The sequence below is a fragment of the Acinetobacter sp. AG3 genome (genome assembly GCF_022343575.1).
GTDB lineage: Bacteria > Pseudomonadota > Gammaproteobacteria > Pseudomonadales > Moraxellaceae > Acinetobacter > Acinetobacter guillouiae.
The window spans coordinates 666,585-690,340 of the sequence record NZ_JAKQZD010000001.1; the positions used below are offsets into that span (position 1 = coordinate 666,585).

Annotated in this window: 19 protein-coding genes; 16 read left to right on the top strand and 3 right to left on the bottom strand. The window is 39.0% G+C overall.

The annotated features are described in order from the left end of the window. Positions 1–6: 6 nt before the first annotated feature. From smc to L3V46_RS03185, 4 genes are all read left to right on the top strand, one after another. Entirely contained in the window at positions 7–3,459 is a 3,453-nt protein-coding gene (gene smc / locus L3V46_RS03170; RefSeq protein ID WP_239044901.1) for a chromosome segregation protein SMC, read from the top strand. 1 nt (position 3,460) lies between these two features. Continuing rightward, complete coding sequence (locus L3V46_RS03175) at positions 3,461–4,477, top strand: cell division protein ZipA C-terminal FtsZ-binding domain-containing protein (protein ID WP_239044902.1); 1,017 nt, start codon at positions 3,461–3,463, stop codon at positions 4,475–4,477. Positions 4,478–4,555: 78 nt separating this feature from the next. Then, complete coding sequence (gene ligA / locus L3V46_RS03180; protein ID WP_035370689.1) at positions 4,556–6,586, top strand: NAD-dependent DNA ligase LigA; 2,031 nt, start codon at positions 4,556–4,558, stop codon at positions 6,584–6,586. 322 nt (positions 6,587–6,908) lie between these two features. Then, positions 6,909–9,056: a TonB-dependent siderophore receptor gene (locus L3V46_RS03185; RefSeq protein ID WP_239044903.1), complete on the top strand. Its 2,148-nt coding sequence runs from the start codon at positions 6,909–6,911 to the stop codon at positions 9,054–9,056. An 89-nt stretch (positions 9,057–9,145) separates the two neighbouring features. Here L3V46_RS03185 and L3V46_RS03190 read toward each other — a convergent pair whose 3' ends face one another. Continuing rightward, positions 9,146–10,210 (bottom strand): aldehyde reductase, encoded by a 1,065-nt coding sequence (locus L3V46_RS03190; RefSeq protein WP_239044904.1) that lies wholly within the window; start codon positions 10,208–10,210, stop codon positions 9,146–9,148. Between the two features lie 386 nt (positions 10,211–10,596). Here L3V46_RS03190 and bfr point away from each other — a divergent pair, with 386 nt between their 5' ends. After that, positions 10,597–11,061, top strand: a complete 465-nt coding sequence (gene bfr / locus L3V46_RS03195; RefSeq protein ID WP_004724037.1) for a bacterioferritin — start codon at positions 10,597–10,599, stop codon at positions 11,059–11,061. 90 nt (positions 11,062–11,151) lie between these two features. Here bfr and L3V46_RS03200 read toward each other — a convergent pair whose 3' ends face one another. Continuing rightward, a complete protein-coding gene (locus L3V46_RS03200; RefSeq protein WP_096735106.1) occupies positions 11,152–11,724 on the bottom strand; it encodes a peroxiredoxin in 573 nt (190 codons plus the stop codon). A 134-nt stretch (positions 11,725–11,858) separates the two neighbouring features. On the opposite strand from L3V46_RS03200, the gene L3V46_RS03205 reads away from it, so the two are divergent. From L3V46_RS03205 to L3V46_RS03255, 11 genes are all read left to right on the top strand, one after another. After that, positions 11,859–12,182, top strand: coding sequence for a DUF6176 family protein (locus L3V46_RS03205; protein ID WP_004817797.1), 324 nt, complete (start codon positions 11,859–11,861; stop codon positions 12,180–12,182). A 73-nt stretch (positions 12,183–12,255) separates the two neighbouring features. Then, positions 12,256–12,975, top strand: a complete 720-nt coding sequence (locus tag L3V46_RS03210) for a YqiA/YcfP family alpha/beta fold hydrolase (RefSeq protein ID WP_004817795.1) — start codon at positions 12,256–12,258, stop codon at positions 12,973–12,975. 104 nt (positions 12,976–13,079) lie between these two features. Continuing rightward, positions 13,080–14,414, top strand: a complete 1,335-nt coding sequence (bioA, locus tag L3V46_RS03215; RefSeq protein WP_004817793.1) for an adenosylmethionine--8-amino-7-oxononanoate transaminase — start codon at positions 13,080–13,082, stop codon at positions 14,412–14,414. Then, on the top strand, positions 14,411–15,580 hold the full coding sequence (locus L3V46_RS03220) for an 8-amino-7-oxononanoate synthase (protein ID WP_004817791.1): 1,170 nt from the start codon (positions 14,411–14,413) through the stop codon (positions 15,578–15,580). The genes bioA and L3V46_RS03220 overlap by 4 nt, the downstream gene beginning before the upstream one ends. A 7-nt stretch (positions 15,581–15,587) precedes the next feature. Next, positions 15,588–16,364, top strand: coding sequence for a malonyl-ACP O-methyltransferase BioC (bioC, locus tag L3V46_RS03225; RefSeq protein WP_004817790.1), 777 nt, complete (start codon positions 15,588–15,590; stop codon positions 16,362–16,364). Further along, positions 16,361–17,005, top strand: a complete 645-nt coding sequence (bioD, locus tag L3V46_RS03230) for a dethiobiotin synthase (RefSeq protein ID WP_004817788.1) — start codon at positions 16,361–16,363, stop codon at positions 17,003–17,005. Before bioC ends, bioD begins: the two co-directional genes overlap by 4 nt. 121 nt (positions 17,006–17,126) lie before the next feature. Next, positions 17,127–17,585: a hypothetical protein gene (locus tag L3V46_RS03235; RefSeq protein ID WP_004817787.1), complete on the top strand. Its 459-nt coding sequence runs from the start codon at positions 17,127–17,129 to the stop codon at positions 17,583–17,585. A gap of 255 nt (positions 17,586–17,840) precedes the next feature. Further along, positions 17,841–18,182, top strand: a complete 342-nt coding sequence (locus L3V46_RS03240; protein WP_004817785.1) for a YegP family protein — start codon at positions 17,841–17,843, stop codon at positions 18,180–18,182. A 723-nt stretch (positions 18,183–18,905) separates the two neighbouring features. Continuing rightward, complete coding sequence (locus L3V46_RS03245) at positions 18,906–19,370, top strand: nuclear transport factor 2 family protein (RefSeq protein ID WP_004724016.1); 465 nt, start codon at positions 18,906–18,908, stop codon at positions 19,368–19,370. Between the two features lie 177 nt (positions 19,371–19,547). After that, positions 19,548–20,717, top strand: coding sequence for a low temperature requirement protein A (locus L3V46_RS03250; RefSeq protein WP_004817783.1), 1,170 nt, complete (start codon positions 19,548–19,550; stop codon positions 20,715–20,717). 22 nt (positions 20,718–20,739) lie between these two features. Continuing rightward, a complete protein-coding gene (locus L3V46_RS03255) occupies positions 20,740–21,144 on the top strand; it encodes an NUDIX domain-containing protein (protein WP_004817781.1) in 405 nt (134 codons plus the stop codon). A 161-nt stretch (positions 21,145–21,305) separates the two neighbouring features. On the opposite strand, the gene L3V46_RS03260 is transcribed toward L3V46_RS03255, so the two are convergent. Then, complete coding sequence (locus L3V46_RS03260) at positions 21,306–23,693, bottom strand: glucose/quinate/shikimate family membrane-bound PQQ-dependent dehydrogenase (protein ID WP_004817779.1); 2,388 nt, start codon at positions 23,691–23,693, stop codon at positions 21,306–21,308. Positions 23,694–23,756 lie beyond the last annotated feature (63 nt).

Genomic DNA, 23,756 nt, shown 5'->3' on the forward strand with positions numbered 1-23,756 from the left:
GACATTATGCGTTTAAGCAGCTTAAAACTTTCAGGCTTCAAATCTTTTGCCGATAGTACAACACTACAATTCAAAGATAACCGTACAGCGGTGGTAGGTCCTAATGGTTGTGGTAAATCCAATGTGATTGACGCGATCCGTTGGGTGATGGGGGAATCCAGTGCGCGCCAGCTCCGTGGTGGCAGTATGCAGGATGTTATTTTTACAGGAACGGCAAAACGTAAACCTGTAGGTATGGCAAGTGTAGAACTGCGCTTTGAGAACACCTATGGAAAATTAGGTGGGGCTTATAACGCGTATACTGAACTTGCTGTTCGCCGTCAGGTGAATCGTGATGGAAAATCTGAATACTTTCTCAATGGGACGAAGTGCCGACGTCGTGATATTACCGACATTTTCTTGGGTACAGGTTTAGGTCCTCGTTCCTACGCAATCATCGAACAGGGAATGATTAACCGCTTGGTTGATGCCAAACCTGAAGAAATGCGTATCTTTCTTGAAGAGGCTGCTGGGGTTTCTCGTTATCAGGCTCGTCGTCGTGAAACACTACAACACTTAGAACATACCACGCAGAACTTAGACCGTCTCGAAGATATTGCTTCAGAACTCAAATCACAGCTTAAAACCTTAAAACGCCAGTCTGAAACTGCGGTTCAATATAAGACTTTAGAAACTGAAATTCGTACGTTAAAGATTGAAATTCTATCTTTCCAGTGTGATCGTAGTTCTCGTTTGCAAGAACAATATACGGTTGAAATGAACGAATTGGGAGAGCACTTTAAACTGGTGCGCTCTGACATGAGTACTTTGGAACATGATCTGACTTCAACCAATGAGTTGTTCCAACGTTTGATTCAACAGTCCACGCCTTTGCAAAATGAGTGGCAACAAGCTGAGAAAAAACTCTCTGAGTTGAAAATGACTTTGGAACAGAAACAAAGTTTATTTCAACAGAACTCAGAAGCTTTGGGTAATTTTGAACAGCAAAAAGCTCAAACCAAAGAAAAGATTCAGTTGATGGAATTGCAATTGGAAACCCTGCACAGTCAATTGGAGCAGCAGACTGAACATTTACAACATGCTGAGTCTGAAACACAACAACGTAGCCAAGCCTTTACCGATTTAAAAGCGCAGCAATTGCAAGCACAACAACAGTATGAACAGGTCAAAGTTCAAGTTGAAAAGCAACAGCAGCAAAAAGCACAAATGCAGGCGCAAATTGAACAACTTGCAAAAAATGTTGCGCGTATTGAACAGCAAAAAGACACCTTAAAAACCCAAGCCGTTCAGGTTCAAAGTCAATTTCAAACTGAAGATGTTCAACAACTTGAGCAAGATAAAATAGCAATCCAAGCTGCGATTGTTGAATTAGAACAAAAAATTAATCAAGCAAAGCAGCAGTTTGAACAACTACAGGAAAGCATTAGTCAGCAAAAAACTCAGATTTCAGCTTTAAAATCTGATGTACAAGTGTTGCAATCTGAACAGAAAAACCTCACCCAATTAATGGCGAAAAGTGCTGTAAATAGCAAGGCTGATACGGTGCAATTGATGCAGGTATTAACGCTGAATGCACAAGGCAAAACACATGCACCGCTGGTTGAAAAGTTTTTAGCCAAATGGTTGTCAGCCCATATTGTTGATCAAGCTGCTGATTTTGCAGAAAGTGTGGCACGTCAGCTTAAAGCAGCAAGCTCGCAAGATAAAATTCAATTGAATGGATTGGCATGTTTAGCAGATTGGATTGAATCTCCACAGTATTCATTGTGGAATCAAGTCGCTGTAATTGAAAACCTTGCTCAAGCTTTAGCTGTACAAGCACAGTTAAAAGCAGGACAAAGCATATTGACGCTGGATGGTTATCATATCGGTCAAGATTGGGTGATTGGTCTGTTCTTTGATGAGTCGAGCCAAGCCGCACAGGGTGCACTCAGTCATCGTATTCGCCTTGAAGAAATTGAAACACAACTTGCGCAGCTACAACCACAGTTGATTGAAGCTGAAACTGTATTGCCGAGTTTAAATCAGCAATTGTTGGACCTGCAAAAACAGATCCAAACAGAGCAAGACACGCTAAAACATCTGCAAAAACAGCTACAACAGTTTGATGTGCAAATTGCTAAGCAGCAAAGTGCTTCACAAGCATTTGAGTTGCAGAAAGTTCAGCTGAATAGTCAATTGCAACAGTTAGATGAGCAACTTGAAGAAGATGCAATGCAGAAAGATGATCTTGAAATCGATATGCACTCGGTCATCTTCAAGCTTGAACAAAATCTTCCTGAGTTTAAAACCTTGCAATTCAAGTTGGATGAGCTCAATGAGCAGGTTGAAGAACAGCAACAGCAATTACAGCTTAAGCAGCAAGATTCTGAAACTACACGTCGTCTAGCTGAACAAAATAAACAGCAAATTGAATTATTAGACAAAGACCTATCCTTCTCTAAAACGCAATATCAACAAATTATTGCGCAAATGAAGCAAGCCAAGAAGTTTGTAGATCCAATTCAATTGGAATTGCCGAGTCTAGAATCGCAATATGCTGAGCAGGCACAACAAACTGAAAAACTGCAAAAAACTTGGAGTGAGTGGCAAGTTGAATTGAATAATATTCAATCCAAACAGCAACAACTGACAGAAATGCGCCATTTGCATCAGCAAAATGATGAGCAATTGCGTACAAAACTGGAAGAGCGACGTTTGGCTTGGCAATCGGCAAAATCAGATTTACAGCATTATTCCGATCAACTTAAAGAGATGAATGCTGAAGTTAAGCAAGGCGTGTTGATTGATTTACCTGTACATCAAGAAAAATTTGAGAAAGCACAGCGTCAGTTTGAAAAATTAGGCGCGGTCAATTTAGCCGCTTCAGCAGAATATGAAGAAGTTTCTAAGCGCTTTGAAGATCTAACCCATCAGATGCAAGACTTGGAAAATACGGTTGGGCAATTGAAAGATGCCATGAAGACCATTGACCAAGAAACTAAAAAATTATTTATGGGGACTTTTGATCAGGTTAATGCTGAATTAAAAGTATTATTTCCAAAAGTCTTTAATGGTGGTGAAGCCAGTTTAAGTCTTGAAGATGACTGGCAGTCTGGCGTGAAGTTGATGGCACGCCCACCCGGCAAGAAAAATAGTTCATTGGCTTTGTTATCTGGTGGTGAAAAAGCATTAACGGCATTGGCTTTGGTATTTGCTATTTTTCGTTTGAATCCTGCACCTTTCTGTGTTTTGGATGAAGTTGATGCACCTTTAGACGATGCTAACGTTGGTCGTTTTTGTAATTTAGTAAAAGAGCTTTCTGATCAAGTCCAATTCATTTACATTACACATAATAAAGTTGCAATGACGATGGCAACCGATTTGCTGGGTGTGACGATGCCTGAACCGGGCACATCAAAGCTCGTCACTGTGAATTTGGAAGAGGCAAGAGAATACGGTTTAGCCGCGGAGTCGTAGTATGGAAGTCACCACAATTATTGGAATTGTTGTTGCAGTAATCATCATTCTGGTGGGTTTAAGGATGGTGCTACGAAAGCCCAATGATGCCGCACCTTCTTTAGAGTCTGAATTGCATATCAATGAAGACTGTAAACAACCGGTAATTCCTCGTCATGTACGAGATCAATTGCGAACAGACCGTGAGTCTCAAGAGCAAGTGCGTGTTGAACCGAATTTAACGGCTTTAGACTCGGTCGAAGTTGCAGATGAAAAACAGCAAAAGATTGAGGATGTAGCAGCGGAGTCGAATGTTGTTCAGTCAATTGAGCTTGAGCATGCCGCAATTACACAACAAACTGAAAAGACGGAAACAGTGGCAAGCACTGAATCCGCAACAGAGTCTGTAAAAGCACTTGATGTGCAAACAGAACCGACGACTCAAACTAACGATTCTGCCAAAGTCGTAGTCAGTCAGGACAAAGAGGACGCGTTTCAGTTTAATGCCAATGTTGAAACAGCTGAAATCAAAGAGTTTGATGAGGAAAGTAGTATTTTAGATGTTCATTTAAATGAGCAACAAAAATATGATGATGAAAGCGTATTGTCTACGGCTGAAACCATTATTGCGCTGAATGTTTATCCGAATCCACGTAAAGCACTATCTGGGGATAAAACCTTAAAAATGTTGCTCAAATATGGTTTACGTTTTGGTGAACTCTCTTGCTTCCATCGTTATGAGAATCCAGAGGAAGAAAGCCATTTACTGTTTTCTGTATTACGTGTCACCGACAATGGTCCAGATGGTTTTGATTTAGAAACCTTATCGACTGAACAAGTTCAAGGTTTGGCTTTCTTCTTGGCACTTCCTCATTCAGATGTGCAAAAAGGCTTTGATACCATGGTCAGTATTGCTGGCTTAATTGCCCGTGAAATAGACGGTACGGTCTATGATGAAAACAATCTTGAATTTACCCCACAACTGAAAGAGCATTGGCGCCATAAAGCGATCGATTATCGCTCAGGGCATGACGCTTAGCATAACGTCATATTTACTTTATAATTGGTATTCAGAATTTTAGGCGGAGTATTCCGCCTTTTTATGGTGAAAAAATTTATGGAAAATAATCCTGTCGTGACGCAAATGCGTCAATTGATTCAACTCATTGCAAAACATAATCATGCTTATTATGTGATGGATCAGCCGAGTATTGAAGACAGTGAATATGATCAGTTATTTCACCAACTCAAAGCTCTAGAGCAACAACACCCAGAATTGGTTCAGGCAGATAGTCCAATCAATAAAGTAGGCGGAAAACCGCTGTCTAAATTTGAAACCATTACCCATACTGTACCGATGCTGTCCTTGGGTAATGTATTTAATCAGGACGAGTTATTTGCCTTTGCCCGCCGTATCGAAGAACGATTGCCCAATCAAAAGATTCAATATGATGTCGAGCTAAAATTTGACGGATTGGCGATTTCGCTCTGGTATGAAAATGGTGTATTGACCCGTGGCGTAACCCGTGGCGATGGTGAAACAGGCGAAGTGATTACGCAAAATGTAAAAACCATTCGTAATTTACCGAAAGTCTTGTCTTCGGATAAAGTGGCAGTGCCACGCTTGTTGGAAGTTCGTGGTGAAGTATTGATGCCAAAAGCAGGCTTCGAACGACTCAATGCTGAAAATGAAGCGAAGGGTGAGAAGACCTTTGCCAATCCTCGAAATGCTGCGGCAGGTAGTTTACGTCAACTTGATCCAAGTATTGCAGCATCTCGCCCTTTGGCATTCTATGCTTATGGTATTGCACAATGTGAGCCGCATCATGGCATTGAGTCGATGTCAGCGAGTCTTGAATGGTTGACTAACTTTGGCTTTGCTGTGGGTGAACGTCATTTTATTTGTGAAAGTATTCAAGAAGTACAAGAAAAATATCAGCAAATCAACCAAGAGCGCCCGAATTTAGCGGTTGAAATTGATGGCATGGTGATCAAAGTTGATGATCTTCAACAACAACAAAAGCTGGGCTTTTTAAGTCGTGAACCGCGTTGGGCAACGGCGTATAAGTTTCCCGCAGTTGCAGCCTTAACAACGGTTGAAAATATTGATTGGCAAGTTGGACGTACTGGGACTTTAACCCCTGTAGCACGCTTAAATCCTGTGGCTGTGGGTGGTGTAACGGTTTCTAATGTGACTTTGCACAATATTGGTGAAATTCACCGTCTGGACGTTCGTATTGGCGATACGGTCAGTGTCTATCGTAGCGGTGATGTGATTCCCAAAGTTGAAAAAGTATGGTTAGAATTCCGTCCAAATGACGTGACAGAAGTACATTTACCTGAAAATTGTCCAGTATGTTCTTCTCCTGTCGTAATGCCAGAAGGTGAGGCTTTGGCACGTTGTTCGGGTGGTTTATATTGTTCTGCACAACGTATTGAAGCCATTCGCCACTTTGTTTCACGTAAAGCGATGGATATTGAAGGTCTCGGTGATCGTTGGGTAGAGTCACTGTTACATCTTGATCTGTTAAAAGATGTCGCGGATATTTACCATTTACATGAGCATCGTGAACAGTTACTGACCATTGAAAAAATGGGTGAAAAATCTGTCCAAAATTTATTGGATGCGATTGAGAACAGTAAGAAAACCACACTTGCTGCATTTATTTATGCCTTGGGTATTCGTGGTGTAGGCGAGACGACTGCACGTATGCTCGCCAACACTTTCCAGACGCTGGATGCGATTCGTCATGCTGATCTTGAAGCATTGAAGAAAACTCCAGATGTTGGTGATATTACCGCTGAGTGGATTGTTGATTTTTTCCAAGCCCCACATAACCTTGAAGTGATTGATCGTTTGCTTGCAGCTGGGATCCATTGGGATGCACCAGTTGCACCCACCCGTCAGCCTTTAAATGGTGAGAGTTGGGTGATCACAGGTACATTGGCAACCATGGGGCGTGATGATGCGACCCAAATGCTACAAGCACTTGGTGCGCGTGTCAGTGGCAGTGTATCGAGCAAAACCAAATGTGTGGTTGCGGGTGAAAAAGCGGGTTCTAAGCTTGAAAAAGCAGAGAAACTGGGTGTCGCTGTACTGAATGAGCAGGAGTTTTTAGCATTAATGGCTGAGTATGGACAGGCATAGATTCGTTTAAATTAACTCTAAAATTACTGTAAAGATACAGTTGTTGTATCTTTACAGTTTTCAAAAATTAAAATCATCATTTCAAGATTGATGCGATAGCAAATCAACAAGTCGTCATTTTTTAATAGAATTTTTCGCACTGTATTTTAGCGATTGTATTTCGCAAGATTGCTTGCTCTATCATTAGTACGCTATATGATAATAATTCTTATTTATTAGAATTTTCCATTAAACTTAAGTTTAGATGAGAAATTACAATTCTTAACAATAGTGAAAGTCTATATAATAATCATTATCATTTAAAAAGTGTCTTATTATTTATATGAAAAATTTTTCTCAAACATTTCTAGTCAATTCTATTTCTATCGTGCTTTTTGGTGGGGGACTTACACAAACAATTTGGGCAAATGATGAAACTACTGCTTTGCCTACGATTAAAGTCGCTGCTGAAAAAGAACAAGAAAAACCAACATTTGCCAACGGTGCTTTGCAAAAAAATACAGATTTAGGGCCATTGGGAAATAAGAAAATTATAGATACGCCGTTTAGTATCACCTCTTATTCAGCACAATTGATTGAAAATCAACAAGCAAACACGGCGGGGGAGGTGTTAAAAAATGATGCCAGTATTCGAACCACAACCAATCAAGGGCATTTAAATGAAAACTTTAAAATCCGTGGTTTCGATGTCAATCATGAGGATCTAAATTATAACGGCTTTTATGGTGTTGCACCTTATGGTCGGATGCCTACGGAATTTTTAGAGTCAGTGACTGTGCTTAAAGGTCCAAATGCATTGGTTGCAGGTGTTGCTCCTACAGGCAGTGTGGGCGGGATTGTGATGGGGCATTCTAAACGGGCAGATCAAGAACTCACCCGAGTTTCTGCATCGTTTCAAGATGAAGGATATTATCAATCAGGCTTTGATGTATCTCGTCGTTTTGGTGAGAACAAAGAGTTTGGTGTACGTGTGAATGGCGCTTATGCAGATGGCGAACATATCATTGATGGAATGAATGATCGTCAAGCTCTAGGGGCAATTGCTGCGGATTACACCACGGATAAACTAAAGATTAATTTAGATGCTTATGCGGTCAAAGGAAATCGTAAAGGCGGTTCACCTGCAATGGTCGCCATGGGTGGCAAGGGCAGTGTTAATTATGTACTTGCAGCACCTAAAGGGGATTTAAACTACTTTTCAAACTTAGAAGGCAATACCAACAGCCAATTTGTAGGCTTATCCGGTGAATATAAATTTACCCCTGATTTAAAAGCATTTGCAGGCGTTGGATATGTAGAAAAATCATATGATGGTCACCTTTTTGGCACACGTATGATTGTCAATAATTTAAATGGAAATGCAACCTCACAATATTATCGAGTGGGATCAAAAGAACATAATACTGCTGCTAATGCAGGCTTTGAAGCAAAATTTGATACAGGTGCGATCAAGCATACTTTGGGATTGCGTACTGACTATTTAACCCGCAAATATTCACAACATAAATCCGCAACCAGTTCGGGGTTTACGACCAATTTATATGATCCATCAAATACAGGAACAATGCCAACAACCTATCCAGAAATTGTTCCTTATGGTGATAATGAGTATGTGAGTTATACCTTAACGGATCAGCTTTCAATGTTGGATGATAAATTACAACTGATTTTAGGTGGACGTTATCAAGATATCGATACTAAGAATCTTGTCAAAAAATCAACTTATAGTGCAGATAAGTTATCACCAAGTTTGGGGATTGTTGTCAAACCATTTGGTGAGGATTTATCTTTTTATGCAAGCTATGTCGAGGGCTTAGCTGAAGGGATTACTGTCTCAGAAACGACCTATCCAACTGCGACAAATAGAGGTGAGACACTTGCACCTTATCAAACCAAGCAATATGAGTTAGGTGCAAAATATCAGTTGGGTTCGTGGTTAAATACTCTGGCGCTTTATCAGATTAAAAAGCCTGAGGCTTATCTGGACAGCATAAGTAATAAAGTCAACGATGATGCTGAAACGCGTTCTCGTGGGGTGGAATGGTCATTCTCTGGCAATGTTACAGATACTTTATCTGTGATGGGGAATTTGGCCTATATCGATGCTGAATATGTGAAATCAGCGAAGGCCGCTTTCGAAGGTAATAAAGTGTATGGTGTACCCGATTTTACTGCTTCTTTAGGGCTTGATTATGCCATTCCTAAGGTTGAGGGGCTGCATGTCAATACCCGTGTAAGTTATGTAAGTGAGCAATATTTGAATGAAGAGAATACGCTAGAATTACCAGACTATACGATTGTTGACTTAGGCGCTCGCTATAAAACCAAACTTGGTGGGGTAAATACCACATTCCTTGCCAATGTTGATAATGTTGCCAATAAAAAATATTGGGAAGGTGTATTTAATTCAAACTATGCTTTAGTCGGTGGTGCACGAACTTATAAAGTCGGTGTGACTTTTGATTTCTAAGCCTTAGCTGATATTGAACGCTATAAGCCAAAAAGCCTTTTTCATATTTGAAAAAGGCTTTTTGGCTTTAAGAATTAGTTGAGCTGTTCTTAAATATATTTCTTCACCACACCGTCATCAAGAAGCTGCTGGAAATGCTCGACTAAACTGGTTTCAATATTACGATAACTCATCCCCAGTTCCTGTTTGCTTTTATCAGCATTAAAAAAGATAGGGTAGCCCATATTCTTTTCAATAAAATCACGCGAATAGCCAAATACAGGTCCAATAAATTTAAATGCTTTTTTCGGGACTTGGTTACGCGGAAAAGGAAATTTTTGTCCAAAATTTTGACGTAAAATTTTACCCATTTCCAAAAGGCTGAGTGAGCCGCCACTAATAATGTAACGTCCAGATGCATTTTCTTTGAATGCTGCCAAAATATGCGCATCAGCAACATCACGAACATCTACAATACCATTCCACATCGGTGGGACACCGAGTAAGGTCATGCCGTTGGCAAATTGCTCTAAGACTTCTACGCTCCCTGACTGTGTATTTGCGGTCAGTGATGGGCCAAGTACCAATGCAGGATTAACACAGATCAGCGTCCAACGATTTTGTGCTTCTGCCATTTCCCATGCTTTACGCTCTGCCATAACTTTCGAATAAGGGTACGGTTGGTGCGTGGTTGAACTGGTGGTATTCCAATGAGATTCATCAAACTGATTATGCTGCGTTTTTAAAATATCAATTGCATCGCCATAAGTAGACGCGATACTTGAAGTCACAATGACTCGTTTGACAGAATCTGTTTTATTGACACTATTTAAGACATTTTCCGTGCCTAAAATTGCAGGTTCAATAATATCTTTAACGGCATCTTTATAATTGGTCACAACAAATGGTGAAGCCATATGCAACACAACTTCACAGCCTTGCATGGCTTCATCAAAAGAACCATTTTCTAAAAGGTTGGCTTTAAATAGTTTTAGTGTGCCAGAGCTGGCTTGTGCGATTTTCTCTAAATGTGCAAAGCTTTGTTTCTTATTGAGATCACGTACAGTGGCATGAACGGTATAACCTTGCTCAAGTAATTTTTGAATCACCCAACTGGCGATATAGCCTGTTGCACCTGTAACTAGAATAGGCGCTGATGTGTTTCCCTGAGACATTATTTTTTCCTGCTAATTGTTAATATTCAATATCATAAATATTAAAGTTAAAATTGTCTTGAAATATTAGCATTAAAAAAAGCCAAGAAGATAAAGTGAGGGTTCTGTCATTGAAAATGAACAGAAAATGGAATAATGAAGGGGAATAAGAAGCATTTTTAATGGTTACAAAATAAATCATTTTGAATTTTGATGAAAAATCACCAATAAACCATCAATGAAATTTTGTAAGCGGTTATTTTTTATATGAAAAAATACTTATTCAAATTGCAAATGCGTATGTTTATCATTTTAATTTTATAAAAATCATAAACTTACACATTTTGTCTTTTGCAAAACTGGTAAAATTTGTCCATACTATTGCAAAAGAATGTGGAGTAATTGAAATGCGTGGCAATCCAGAAGTCATAGACTATCTAAATATGTTGATCGGTGGCGAACTGGCTGCTCGTGATCAGTATCTTATTCATTCGCGTATGTATGAAGATTGGGGCTTAAGCAAAATTTATGAACGTATTGATCATGAAATGCAAGAAGAAGCTTCACATGCAGACGCTTTAATTCGCCGTGTACTTTTCCTTGAAGGTACGCCGAACATGAAGCGTGACGATATTGTTACAGGTGAAGATGTTGTAACCTGTTTAAAAGCCGATTTGGCATTGGAATATCATGTACGTGAAAAATTGGCGCAAGGCGTAAAGCTATGTGAAGAAAAAGGCGATTACGTGACCCGTGATATGCTTCGTCAACAAATGAACGATACTGAAGAAGATCATACTTACTGGCTTGAAAAACAATTAGGTTTGATCGAATTAATTGGTTTACAGAATTATATTCAATCTCAAATGTAAGACACACTAAGCGTCTTGCTTAAGGTGAGATGTTTTAGATTAAAAAAGCCTTTAGACATTCATCTAAAGGCTTTTTTAATGCTTCAGTCGTTATTTTTTTGAAAACTTCTGAATATCCGCTAAGACTTGATCGGCATGTGTTTGGGTATTTACACTGCTATAGTGATACACAATCGTTCCTTGTGGATCAATCAAAAAAGTTTCTCGTTTTGCTATTTTAGCAATGCCCAAGTTTCGGATGATTCCAAATTGGTCTGCGAGTTGATGATTGCTATCGGCAAGAATTGGGAAATTTAGTCCCAGCTTTTCAGAGAACTTTTGATGTGATTGCACATCATCCAAACTGACACCAAGCACCACCGCATTATTTTTTATAAATTGTGGGTAGAGTGATTTAAATTGATTGGCCTCTTGTGTACAGCCAGGTGAATCATCTTTTGGGTAAAAGTAGAGAACAACCCATTTACCTTTATATTGACTCAGTTCGTGCCATTTTGAATTTTGATCTTGTAGTTTAAAACTTGGTGCAGGCTTACCTACCCATTGCTTTTGGTTGGAATCCAGTTTGGAGAGAATAGAGCTTTCCGCATGGCTGGCCGTGTTCAATATGCATAAAGCTGAAACGGAAAGTAAGCTAATACTGAACAGTCGTGATAGTTTCATGACAAACACTTTCCTAAATTGATCCTGATTTGATCTTAGCAAATTTTAAGGTTTTGGCGGTATGTAAAATGTTTGCAATTGTTCACATGCCATTTATGATGCAAGACCGTTTAGAATAAATAGAACGTAAAATTATGGACGTTGGTGCAGTATTGATTCAACTAAAAGTAGCGGTGATGGACGATGTTGTCGCATGGCAAAATCAATTGAATAGGCGTAAGCATGAGGCAATTGAAACACTTCAGGCTGAAGGTGTGCATGTTGAATCATGGTTCCATGTGGAACTGGATGGACTAGATTATTTGATTGCTTATACACGGGCAGATGATATTGCAAAAGCACATGAAATTTCGAGAAAAAGTCAGTTTGCAATTGATCAAGTACATCAGCAATTTAAACGCACTTGGCAAAAAGTGATTCCAGCCAGCTTATTGGTCGATTTACACCATCAGAAATAGTTAGAAGTCCGATTGTCGTTCAATTTTAAGCATGATCTAATAAAACATCGTTATTGTTTTATAGTGGCTTAAATTGAATCAACGTATTTTGCTGATCACAGGTTGGGGCGGTGGAACCAAACTACTCAATGCTTTACAACAGGCTTTACAACAACAAGGCCATGAAGTTGTATTGATCAATATCTTTAATGCGCTGGATCAAAGTGTTTTACAACAGCAGGTGGAGCAAGCCAAAGATTTTGATGTGATTTGTGGTTGGTCTTTAGGGGGGCAATTGGCAAGCTTGCTGGTCGAGCAAATTAAACAGCAATACCAACAACAAAAAGTCTTGATTACACTGGCTTCAAATCCTTGTTTCGTCGCAAATGCTGAGTGGCAAACGGCAATGAGCCAAACAACCTTTCACAACTTTAAACAGTCCTTTGAACATGATGCGATTGCGACATTAAAGAAATTTGGTTTTATGGTTTGTCAGGGCTCCGCAACCACGCGAGAAGATTTTGTACATTTGCAAAGTTTGATTCAGCCGCAAAATTTAGAATTATTAAAACAGGGGCTGGCGTGTCTTGAGCAATTAAATAATGTCGCGATCTTAAATAACTATGCCGGCAAACAGTATCATATATTTGCTCAACAGGATTTCTTAGTTAGTCACAAAGTCTATGAGAAATTTAAAAATTTCACAGCAAAGTTTTTAGATGTCGAGCTGGTAAATGGTTCACATGGCGTTCCAGTTTTTGATTTTTTAAGTCTAAGTGACAAAATCTGCCAATATTTACAAAAAATAGAATAAATCTATGGATCAGTGGTGAATCTCGCAATTTATTTTTATTGCGTGCAGGTTTAACATCGCTAAACTGTTTTTTGCTGTAATTGTAATGCACATGGAGTGAACGGATGACCGATTTAAACAATGGGTTTGATGATGTTGATCTTGAACAATCAGAGTTAGATGATCTGGACTTTGATCGGCAACATATTTGGCATCCATATACCTCTATGACCAATCCCTTACCGACTTTTAAGGTTAAAAAAGCCTATGCTGCGACCATCGAACTTGAAGATGGTCGTCAATTGATAGATGGGATGTCTTCATGGTGGTGTGCGATTCACGGTTATAATCATCCAGAGTTGAATCAAGCAGTGACAGATCAGCTACAGAATATGTCGCATATCATGTTTGGTGGATTTACCCATGATCCAGCGATCCAGCTTGGAAAATTACTGGTTCAACTGACCCCGCCTCATTTAGATAAAGTGTTTTTTGCCGATTCTGGTTCTGTCGCTGTAGAAGTGGCATTGAAGATGGCGGTACAGTTTTGGTCTTCACAGGGCTATACAGAGAAAACTAATTTTGTTACCCCTCGATCTGGCTATCATGGCGATACTTGGAATGCAATGTCTGTCTGTGACCCTGTAACGGGCATGCATCAAATTTTTGGTTCAAGTTTGCCCAATCGCTTATTTGTTCCAGCCCCTCAAGTCGGATTTTATGAGCAATGGGATCAAAGTGACATTGCTGAACTTGAGAAAAGCTTGGCTGAACAGCATGCAACGATTGCAGGTTTAATTCTTGAGCCGATTGTACAAGGTGCGGGAGGGATGCGTTTTTACCATCCTGAATATTTGCGTCAAGCCAAACGACTTTGCGAAAAATACAATGTTTTGCTGATTTTTGACGAAATCGCTACGGGTTTTGGGCGTACAGGGAAACTATTTGCATGGGAGCATGCACAAGTTGAGCCTGACATTATGTGTATCGGTAAAGGTTTAACCGGTGGCTATATGACGCTTTCTGCGACATTAACCACCACACATATTGCTGAAATGATAAGTCAGGGTGAAGCGGGTGTGTTTATGCATGGCCCAACCTTTATGGCAAATCCCTTGGCATGCGCCGTTGCTGTCAAAAGTACACAATTATTAATTTCTCAAGATTGGCAGAGCAATATTCAACGAATTGAAGCTCAGCTTAGACATGCTTTACAGCCCTTACAGTCCCTTAATCATGTTCATGATGTGCGAGTTCTTGGTGCGATAGGGGTGGTTGAATTGACTGTGAATGTTGATATGAAAACCTTACAGCAGGAGTTTGTACGTCGTGGTATCTGGATACGACCATTTGGTAAATTGGTCTATGTGATGCCTCCATATATCATCACAGCACAAGAATTAAAAACCTTACTGGAGCAATTGGTTGAGGTGGTCAAGGCTATGGAGCAAAGCACATGAGCTTGATCAATACCCATCTTGAACATTTTTCACAGCAGCTTGACGTGCTTAAACAGCAAGGCAATTTACGCCAATTTCGTTCGAATGTTCAACAAGGTCGTTATATTCGCCTTGATCAGCATCAAATGCTCAATTTGGCTTCAAATGATTATTTAGGATTGGCATCAGATCTCACATTACGTGAACAGTTTTTTGATGAAACACCCAATGATCAACGACGAATGAGTTCTTCGTCTTCACGCTTGTTGACTGGACATTTTCCAGAATATGAACTGCTTGAAAATAGTTTAACTCAGGCTTTTCATGGTCGGGCGGCATTGTTATTTAACAGCGGCTATCATATGAATATTGGTATTTTACCTGCACTTGCAGACAGTAAAACGCTGATTCTGGCAGATAAATTGATTCATGCCAGTATGATTGATGGGATCCGTTTATCCTCAGCCAAATATGTACGTTATCGTCATAATGATTTAAATCATTTGACTCAGCTTTTACAAAAATATCATGCAGATGAGGCTTTCGAGCGCATTATTGTCGTGACTGAGTCGATTTTTAGTATGGATGGTGATGAAACGGACTTAGCAGCATTGGTGAGTATTAAGCAACAGTTTTGCAAAGTCATGCTCTATGTAGACGAAGCACATGCAATTGGAGTACGTGGTGCGCAGGGCTTAGGTTGTGCTGAACAATATGCGGTGATTGATGATATTGATCTGCTCGTTGGGACTTTTGGTAAGGCAATCGCTTCAGTTGGTGGTTATTTAATTTGTCATGCGGTGATTCGCGATTATTTGATTAATGCGATGCGCCCATTGATTTTCAGTACTGCACAACCGCCAATATGTATGGCATGGACAAACTTTGTTTTTCAGAAAGTTTTAGGCTTAGATCAGCGCCGCCAATATTTGCAATCTACAAGTCAGTATCTACAACAGGCTGTTCAAAGCAAAGGTTTTGAGTGCCCATCAACATCACATATTGTTCCGGTCATTGTAGGTGACTCGATTAAAACGGTTGAAAAGGCCAAAGCATTACAAGATGCAGGATTTTATATTATGCCTGTACGTCCCCCGACTGTACCGCAACACAGCTCACGGTTACGTATCTGTTTAACTGCTCAAATCACCCAAGCTGATCTAGATCAGCTAATTCCGTTGTTGTGAGTTGAATGTGAAACATCCAGAAATTGATAAATCACAGATTGCCTTGCGTTTTGCTCAGGCAGGGCAGAGCTATACTGAACATGCGGTCGTACAAAAAAATATTGCACAACAACTGTTTAATTTAATAAGCGAATATTGCCCAGCACACTATGAAAATGTGTTTGAAATCGGTTGTGGTTCTGGAAACTTAACTGAGCTTTTACTGCAAAATTTGCAAATTAAACATTTGATTTTAAATGATCTATACCCCGAAGTTCAGCAGCATTTCCCTGCGGATAAACCGATTGAATATCGGATTGGCGATATAGAACAGCTTGAATTTCCAAAACATTTAGACTTAATTAGCTCAAGTTCCGTTTTACAATGGATGAGTGATTTAAATGGTATTTTTCAACAGGCCTTTCATCATTTAAATCCTAATGCGTATTTTTGTTTTTCAACTTTTGGACAGCATAATTTACAGGAAATTAAAAGCTTAACAGGGCAAGGTCTGAATTACCTATCCCTTGACGATCTGCAACAACAATTAAAGCGAAATGGTTTTGAAATTCTACATATTTCAGAGCAAATTGAGCATCTCAATTTTTCTCATCCCAAATATATTTTGCAGCATTTAAAAGCCACAGGAGTGACTGCGACAGCATCTGGCTTTAGATGGACAAAGCAGAGTCTCGCCGATTTTTATCATCACTATCAACAGTTTTCACAGGCTGATCAGTCAGGAAATATACGCTACTCACTGACTTATCATCCTATTTATTGTATTTTGCGGAGAATGTCATGACTGGATCAGTTTACTTTATCAGTGGAATAGATACTGGAATTGGCAAAACCTATACCACCGGGTATTTAGCCAAACTATGGAATGAGCAAGGTCAAAAAACCATTACGCAGAAATTAATCCAAACGGGTAATACCGATATTTCAGAAGATATCGAACAACATCGTGAAATTATGGGAATGGGCTGGTTTCCAGAGGATGAAACCAAGCTCACCATGCCTGAAATCTTTAGCTATCCTGCATCGCCTCATTTAGCCAGCAAAATTGATGGGCGTGAGATTGATTTTGAAAAAATTGCAGATGCTACTCAACAACTGGCTGAAACGTATGATGTTGTTCTGTTAGAGGGTGCAGGTGGATTGATGGTACCCCTAACCACCAGCTTACTTTCAATTGATTATGTGGCCCAGAAAAAGCTTCCTGTGATTTTAGTCAGCTCAGGGCGTTTGGGCAGTATTAATCATACGATTTTAAGTTTAGAGGCTTTAAAAAGTCGTGGGCTTGAGCTTTATGCACTTGCTTATAATTTAAATGATGAATCTCAAGATGAACTGATTTCAAAAGATACCGCAGAATTTTTAAAGCATTATTTGGTGAAACATTTTCCGAACAGTGCATGGATTGATATTCCAGTAATCTGTTAGTTTGTTCATCGAATTGAGTGCTGAAACAGCTGATTCATAGTGTTCCGAGCCTGCTGTTTTCTTGTCGCTTTTAAAAAATCTGAATGCTTTAAATAAGCGACGTGTATAAAAGGTAATCCTGATGAGTTTTAAAATTCGAATTGAGTTATTTAAAGAGCTTGAAATAACTTCTCTTGATTTTGAAAGTAATGCAGCAACGCAAATTTTAAGTCGTTTTGATCAGATTGATTGGATGCAACAAGTCGTCTGGGGATACATGGAGGAGCACCACGGTGATTTTCCATTTTTTCAAATTGAACATATTCAAACTGGACGTAAGTTCGGCGGACTATTTGTGGTTTATAGTCGCAATCAATATAACTTTAATGCACATGCTGAACTCTATCAAAAACAACAAAAATCGCATTTTTTTGGTTTGTTTAAATCTGAAGAGATGCCCAGTTTTGATAACGATGACCTTCCTTTTGCGGTATTTCGGGATTGTTTGGAAAGTTTTTTACGTGGCAATGATTCGGAAATTGAGCGTTTAATGAAAACAGTCTATCCAGGTTATACCAGCACAGGTTTTTTTGATCGCTGATCGTTAGTGACTAAATGCAGAATCTAAATTTAAAGTCATTTTTTTTAATGGCTTTAAACTTTATTGTGACTTAATAATAAAAGCATTGTGCTAATTTGAGCGATGTCACTCTGCGGCGTTACATAAACAATAAAGTTATAACAAATTAATCTTTTTTTAACATGAAAAGTCATTTATATTTCATATCAGTAGCGTAATTTATGTCCAACAAGCGCTGTGAAATAAAATAAACCGAAAATAATGAAGAGGTGAACCATGTCAGGATGGTATGAAATTAGTCAAGCTAAAGATGGTCAATATCGCTTTGTATTAAAAGCAGGAAATGGCGAAATTATTCTCACCAGTGAGCTCTATAAAGCAAAAGCTTCTGCACAAAATGGTATTGCCTCTGTGCAAAAAAATAGCCCAGATGATGCACGTTATGATCGTTTAGAAGCGAAAAATGGTAAGCCTTATTTCAACTTAAAAGCGGCGAATCATCAAATTATCGGAACAAGTCAATTCTATTCAGGTGATGCTGCTCGCGATAATGGGATTGAGTCTGTGAAGAAAAATGGCCCTTCAGACAAAATAAAAGATTTAACAGAACAAGCCTAAATCAAGCAAAACAATCCAAAGCAAACAGCAAAAGCATGTCATTGCAATGACATGCTTTTTTTTGAATCTAAAAAACAAATGATAAAAAATAAGTATTTATTTATGGTAATAAAATTCTAATATTTGAATGCTTGCAAAGGGTTTTAAAACATAGAAATTAAACCATAAAAATATATATTATTAAGTTGTATAGAATAATCACTCCAAGCGCAATATATAAACTTGAGTTGGATATCAGTTTAGATTATCTATTTATATCTTCAGTTTTGAGTTTCTTCTTATATTGGAAGGGTAGTATGATTTTTTCTCATAGTCATTTATGATTTTTTTAAAGATTTTTTAAAGTTTAAATATGTTAGGCTAACTTCAATATTAAATAAAAGGAGAATGATTATTTAATAACAGCTTCAACATTAATTAAAAAGATTATTAAATTTGGTTAATAAATTATTGAAGAATTATTAACTAAATTAAGAATAAGCTTTTTATGCTGAAGTACAAATTTTTTATATCTATTTGTATTATTGAGTGATTTATTTTTGTGAAAGGTTTTGGTTAATATCTAAGCAGAATACGGTTGGTTTTATAAACTGCTTAAATCAGATTAATGAACAGTGATTATTTTGATTTAAATTGATTAGATATGAAAAAATAAACAAAACACTTCACATAATACTTATTAAGTGTTAAATTCATCACAAATAAGAATAATGAGGTTTTATGATGAAAATAGCAATCGATGGTAATGTGAAAATTGCCGACGAGATAATATCTCAAATTGAATTATGGGATGCTGCTGTTCTTGGTAATAAAATTGATCATCTATTAGATCAATGTGCGGATGATATCAATATGTTTGATGTGAGTATACAATTAGACGGTATCGATGCGTACAAGAAAGAATGGGAGAAGTTCAGTCCATATTTTAGTGAGAATGTGCAAATTGTGCGTCGCAATATGAAAATCTATGCGTCAAACGATTTAGCTGTATTGCATTGCCATTCAAAAGTGGAAAATTCTGTGCTTAAAGATAAGCTGCAGATGCCATGGTGTCGAACAACATTGTGCCTGAAAAAGAAAGGTGATCAATGGTTAGTCGTACATCAACATATTTCGATGCCGATTGATATGAGCACGGGTAAAGCGATCGTGATCAAGGATATTGCTAAATTGAAATTAGTGGTTTAGCAAGCTAGATTTGTTTGTTATTAAGCCCTTTGATTGGGCTTTTTATTTGTGCATTTTTAAATTAGCGAGATCGATGTTAGATCATTAACAAAATTGTCAAAAGAACTCAGTTTTTTACTTGAATGAAAGATGGAGTTTTGAAAAAATCATGATAATAATCTCAATAATGTGAAAATAATGCCAAATTCATTATTTGTAAAATACGGGTGGTTAAAGCCACTTGCACCACGAAATCCGCACGAACCACATCGCGCCGCAACCTCATTAGAATTGTTATTTGATTTGATTTTTGTGGTCGCCATTGCGACCGCAGGACAACAATTACACCATAGTATTATCGAAAATCATTTATCACATGGCTTAACACTTTATTTTATGGTGTTCTTTGCATTGTGGTGGGCATGGATGAACTTTAGCTGGTTTGCATCTGCCTATGACAATGATGATGTATTTTATCGAATCATGACCTTTGTGCAGATTATTGGTTCACTTGTGATTGCAGCAGGGATCCCGTTTGCGTTTCAGCAACAAGATTTTGACGTGATCATTATTGGTTATGTCATCATGCGTTTGGGACTCGTTACACAATGGTTTCGTGTTGCCAAAAATGATCCTGAGCGTAAACAAACAGCGGTGAGATATGCGGCTGGTATTATCATCGTACAGATTGGCTGGTTACTTTTTCACTTTACCCCGATTAATTTCACCATTTATTTATTTCTACTCTTGGTTATCGCTGAACTGAGTGTGCCGATCTTTGCGGAAGCACATAACATGACGCCATGGCATCCACATCATATTTCTGAGCGTTATGCCTTACTCACCATCATTGTCCTTGGTGAATCGATCATTGGAAGTTTTGCTGCAATTTCTGATGCATTAAACAATCAGTTGTTAAGCCAAGAATTAATCTTTTTGACCATTGGTGGCTTATTGATTATGTTTACCATGTGGTGGGCATATTTCGATCATGATGTGGCTGAACGACTCAATAGTCGTAAACGTGCATTTTCATGGGGCTATGGTCACTTTTTTATTTTCGTGAGTATTGCTGCCCTTGGTGCGGGTTTAGCTGCTGCGGTGGATGTGGTGACGCATAAGGCTGAGATCTCGGCTGACATCGTTAGTTATTTTGTTGCAATCTCTTTGATTGTCTATACTGCGAGCCTTTGGTTACTACAGGAAATTCACCATCTTTCAGGGATTAAGAAATGGTTTTATCCAATTACAGCCGCCATCGTACTCTGTATTCCGATGATCTTTACCCAAGTGGGTTATGCTGTTTTTGTTATGGCAATTGTTTATGCGCTACGTTTAATTTTTTCAAAATGTTATTTGGCAAGATAATCAATTAAGTGGGTTTTGAGCAATGGGATTTCATGATTTTTATCGTTTGAGTTCGCACGCTGTGATTTTTAATGAAAATCGACAAGTCCTGTTATTGAAAGCGACTTATGCTGATTGTGCATGGGGTTTACCAGGTGGTGGATTGGATCAAGGTGAAACAGTGCATGAGGCGCTGATTCGTGAGTGCCAAGAAGAATTAGGCTGCGAAGTTTTGATCGAATATTTATCAGGGGTTTATTATCATTCTGCAGTAAATTCCCACGCATTTATGTTTAGGTGTACATTGCAGAACGATCAACCAATCAATTTAAGTGATGAGCATTCTGAGTATCGATGGTTCGATTTTGAGCAACTTTCAGCTGTGCAAAAAATTCGTATTGAAGATTGTTTTCATTTTGATGGTCAGGTAAAGAGTAGGGCATTTTAAGGATTGGTTATCGTGTAGCGATAAGGAGATCGCGATCAAACAGGGAAGAGAATATCCGCCTCATCCAAAAGCAGATGCACTTTTATACAAGGGTATAGGTTTAGATAAAGCAATAAAAAACAGGTCATTAAGACCTGTTTTTTATTTATCTCAATTTAAGATTATTTATCTGGTAATGCATAAGCAACGATTGAGTCACCCATTTTGGTACCAAATGAACCGTGACCACCCGCCATGATCACAACGTATTGTTTACCATTGCTTTCATAGGTCATCGGTGTTGCTTGCCCACCCGCAGGTAGACGACCTTTCCACAGCTCATCACCATTGCTGACATTGATTGCTCGGATGTAATCATCTTGAGTCGCACCAATGAACATCACATTACCCGCAGTTGAGATCGAACCACCTAACATTGGCACACCCATTTTAAATGGTGGCAATGGAATACCCGGCATACTGTCACGAATTGTACCAATACGACGTTTCCAAGCAACATCATGCGTTTTCAAATCTACACCAGCAACATAACCCCATGCAGGTTGTTTACATGGTAAGCCAAATGGTGAAAGGAATGCACTGATTTCAACACCGTAAGGAACGCCATACATAGGTTGAACACCCGCTTCTGTACCTGCACCTTTGGCTGTTTGTTTACGGTTCGGATCAGCAGGAATCAATCGACTGACAAAAGGTAGGCCAATTGGATTCATAACTGCGATTTGACGATCAGGGTTAAGTGATAAACCACCCCATTCAAATACACCCAAGTTACCAGGGAAAACTAAAGTTCCGTTTTCTGAAGGTGGGGTATAAATACCGTCATAATTTAACTTGTGGAATGACACACGACAAATTAACTGGTCAAACATGGTTGCGCCCCACATTTGTTTATCCGTTAATTTTTCTTGAGGTGCTAAGTTAAAGTCTGAGAACGGTTGTGTTGGAGAATAGAATTCACCTTTAGTTTGCGGACCACGTTTTACACTTTGTGGTACTGGACGTTCGTTAATCGGTACAATAGCTTTACCGTTACGGCGATCTAAAACAAAGGCATTACCTGTTTTAGTCAATACATAGATTGCTGGAACAGTTTGCCCAGTTTTATCTTTGATATCCGCTAAGGTTGGTTGTGATGGTACATCCATATCCCATAAATCATGGTGAGTTGTTTGGAAGTTCCAAATCAATTTACCCGTTGTTGCATTGATTGCTAACATAGAGTTTGCATAACGTTCATGCAGTTTTGTGCGGTTACCCCCCCAAATATCTGGCGTACCTACACCTGTTGGTACATAAACGATATCGAGTTTTGCATCATATGCAAGTGGAGCCCATGCATTCGGTGAGTTTTGGACATATTTCTGACCAGGACCCGGAATCTGATTTGGATTTTCAGCACCTGTGTCAAATACCCAAAGCAATGCACCTGTATTTACATCATAACCACGGATAACACCAGAAGGCTCTTGAGTAGAATAGTTATCTGTCGTTGAACCACCAATGATAATTGTGGTGCCTGTGACTACAGGTGGTGATGTTGGAATATAACCACCCGGATAAGGGAATGGCATGTCCTTTTGTAAATCAACTTCACCGTTATGACCGAAGTCAGAACATGCTTTACCTGTTTCAGCATTTACCGCAACGATACGACCATCATTGACTGGTAAAATAACTTTACGCGGGCATTCGGTAGACGAAGATTTTTTCGCTTGTAAACTTGCTGCGAAACCAACGGTATTATCTGCATCGTAATAAGAAACACCACGACAAGTTAAATGTTGGAAGGTATTATCAGCTTTGAGTTTTGGATCAAATACCCATTTCTCTTTACCTGTAGAAGGATCAAGAGAAACCAATTTTTGATGGGTAGTACACAGGTACATGTTATTCCCGATTTTAATCGGTGTGACCTGATTGGTTGTTTCGCCTGAATCATTTTCAGTTTTGAATTCACCTGTACGATAGGTCCAAGCAACTTTAAGATCTTTAACGTTCTCTGAGTTGATTTGGTTCAACGGAGAATAACGTAAACCGGATTGAGTCCGACCATAAGCCGGCCAGTCTGCATCCGCAATACCGTCAATCGCTGCTGGCGTTGGCTGTTTACTGGTTAAAGTCCCACGAATTTCTTGTGGATCATTAAAGATAGAATAAGCCATAACCGCAATGGTGATCGCCAATGTACCTGAAAGTGCAATTTTAGCACCTTTGGCATCGAAACCACGTGTTACTGCTGGAATGAGTAGCCATAAGCCAAACACACCTAAAATATCTAAACGCGGTGCAAGCGCGAAGAAGTCTGAACCGACTTCCCATAGTCCCCAGACAACTGTGCCGAGTACTAATGCTGCATAAACGTATAAAGCAGAACTATTTAATTTGCGTAATAAGATTGCTGTTGCAATGAAAAGTATCCCGGCAATGATGTAGTACCAAGACCCACCCAGTACTGCCAGCCATACTCCGCCGCCTAATAGAACTACACCGAAAACAATTGCAATCACAACTGTTAGGGTTCTGAGTCCTGAAGATGGAGTTTGCATATTGACCACCTATCTATTTGATTAATTTTTTACGCTTTACCTTTCCATTGAGGATTGATGAAG

Coding starts and splice junctions, on each gene's coding strand:
- smc (WP_239044901.1), top strand. CDS start 7: ATGCGTTTAAGCAGCTTAAAACTTTCAGGCTTCAAATCTTTTGCCGAT.
- L3V46_RS03175 (WP_239044902.1), top strand. CDS start 3,461: ATGGAAGTCACCACAATTATTGGAATTGTTGTTGCAGTAATCATCATT.
- ligA (WP_035370689.1), top strand. CDS start 4,556: ATGGAAAATAATCCTGTCGTGACGCAAATGCGTCAATTGATTCAACTC.
- L3V46_RS03185 (WP_239044903.1), top strand. CDS start 6,909: ATGAAAAATTTTTCTCAAACATTTCTAGTCAATTCTATTTCTATCGTG.
- L3V46_RS03190 (WP_239044904.1), bottom strand. CDS start 10,210: ATGTCTCAGGGAAACACATCAGCGCCTATTCTAGTTACAGGTGCAACA.
- bfr (WP_004724037.1), top strand. CDS start 10,597: ATGCGTGGCAATCCAGAAGTCATAGACTATCTAAATATGTTGATCGGT.
- L3V46_RS03200 (WP_096735106.1), bottom strand. CDS start 11,724: ATGAAACTATCACGACTGTTCAGTATTAGCTTACTTTCCGTTTCAGCT.
- L3V46_RS03205 (WP_004817797.1), top strand. CDS start 11,859: ATGGACGTTGGTGCAGTATTGATTCAACTAAAAGTAGCGGTGATGGAC.
- bioA (WP_004817793.1), top strand. CDS start 13,080: ATGACCGATTTAAACAATGGGTTTGATGATGTTGATCTTGAACAATCA.
- L3V46_RS03220 (WP_004817791.1), top strand. CDS start 14,411: ATGAGCTTGATCAATACCCATCTTGAACATTTTTCACAGCAGCTTGAC.
- bioD (WP_004817788.1), top strand. CDS start 16,361: ATGACTGGATCAGTTTACTTTATCAGTGGAATAGATACTGGAATTGGC.
- L3V46_RS03235 (WP_004817787.1), top strand. CDS start 17,127: ATGAGTTTTAAAATTCGAATTGAGTTATTTAAAGAGCTTGAAATAACT.
- L3V46_RS03240 (WP_004817785.1), top strand. CDS start 17,841: ATGTCAGGATGGTATGAAATTAGTCAAGCTAAAGATGGTCAATATCGC.
- L3V46_RS03245 (WP_004724016.1), top strand. CDS start 18,906: ATGAAAATAGCAATCGATGGTAATGTGAAAATTGCCGACGAGATAATA.
- L3V46_RS03250 (WP_004817783.1), top strand. CDS start 19,548: ATGCCAAATTCATTATTTGTAAAATACGGGTGGTTAAAGCCACTTGCA.
- L3V46_RS03255 (WP_004817781.1), top strand. CDS start 20,740: ATGGGATTTCATGATTTTTATCGTTTGAGTTCGCACGCTGTGATTTTT.
- L3V46_RS03260 (WP_004817779.1), bottom strand. CDS start 23,693: ATGCAAACTCCATCTTCAGGACTCAGAACCCTAACAGTTGTGATTGCA.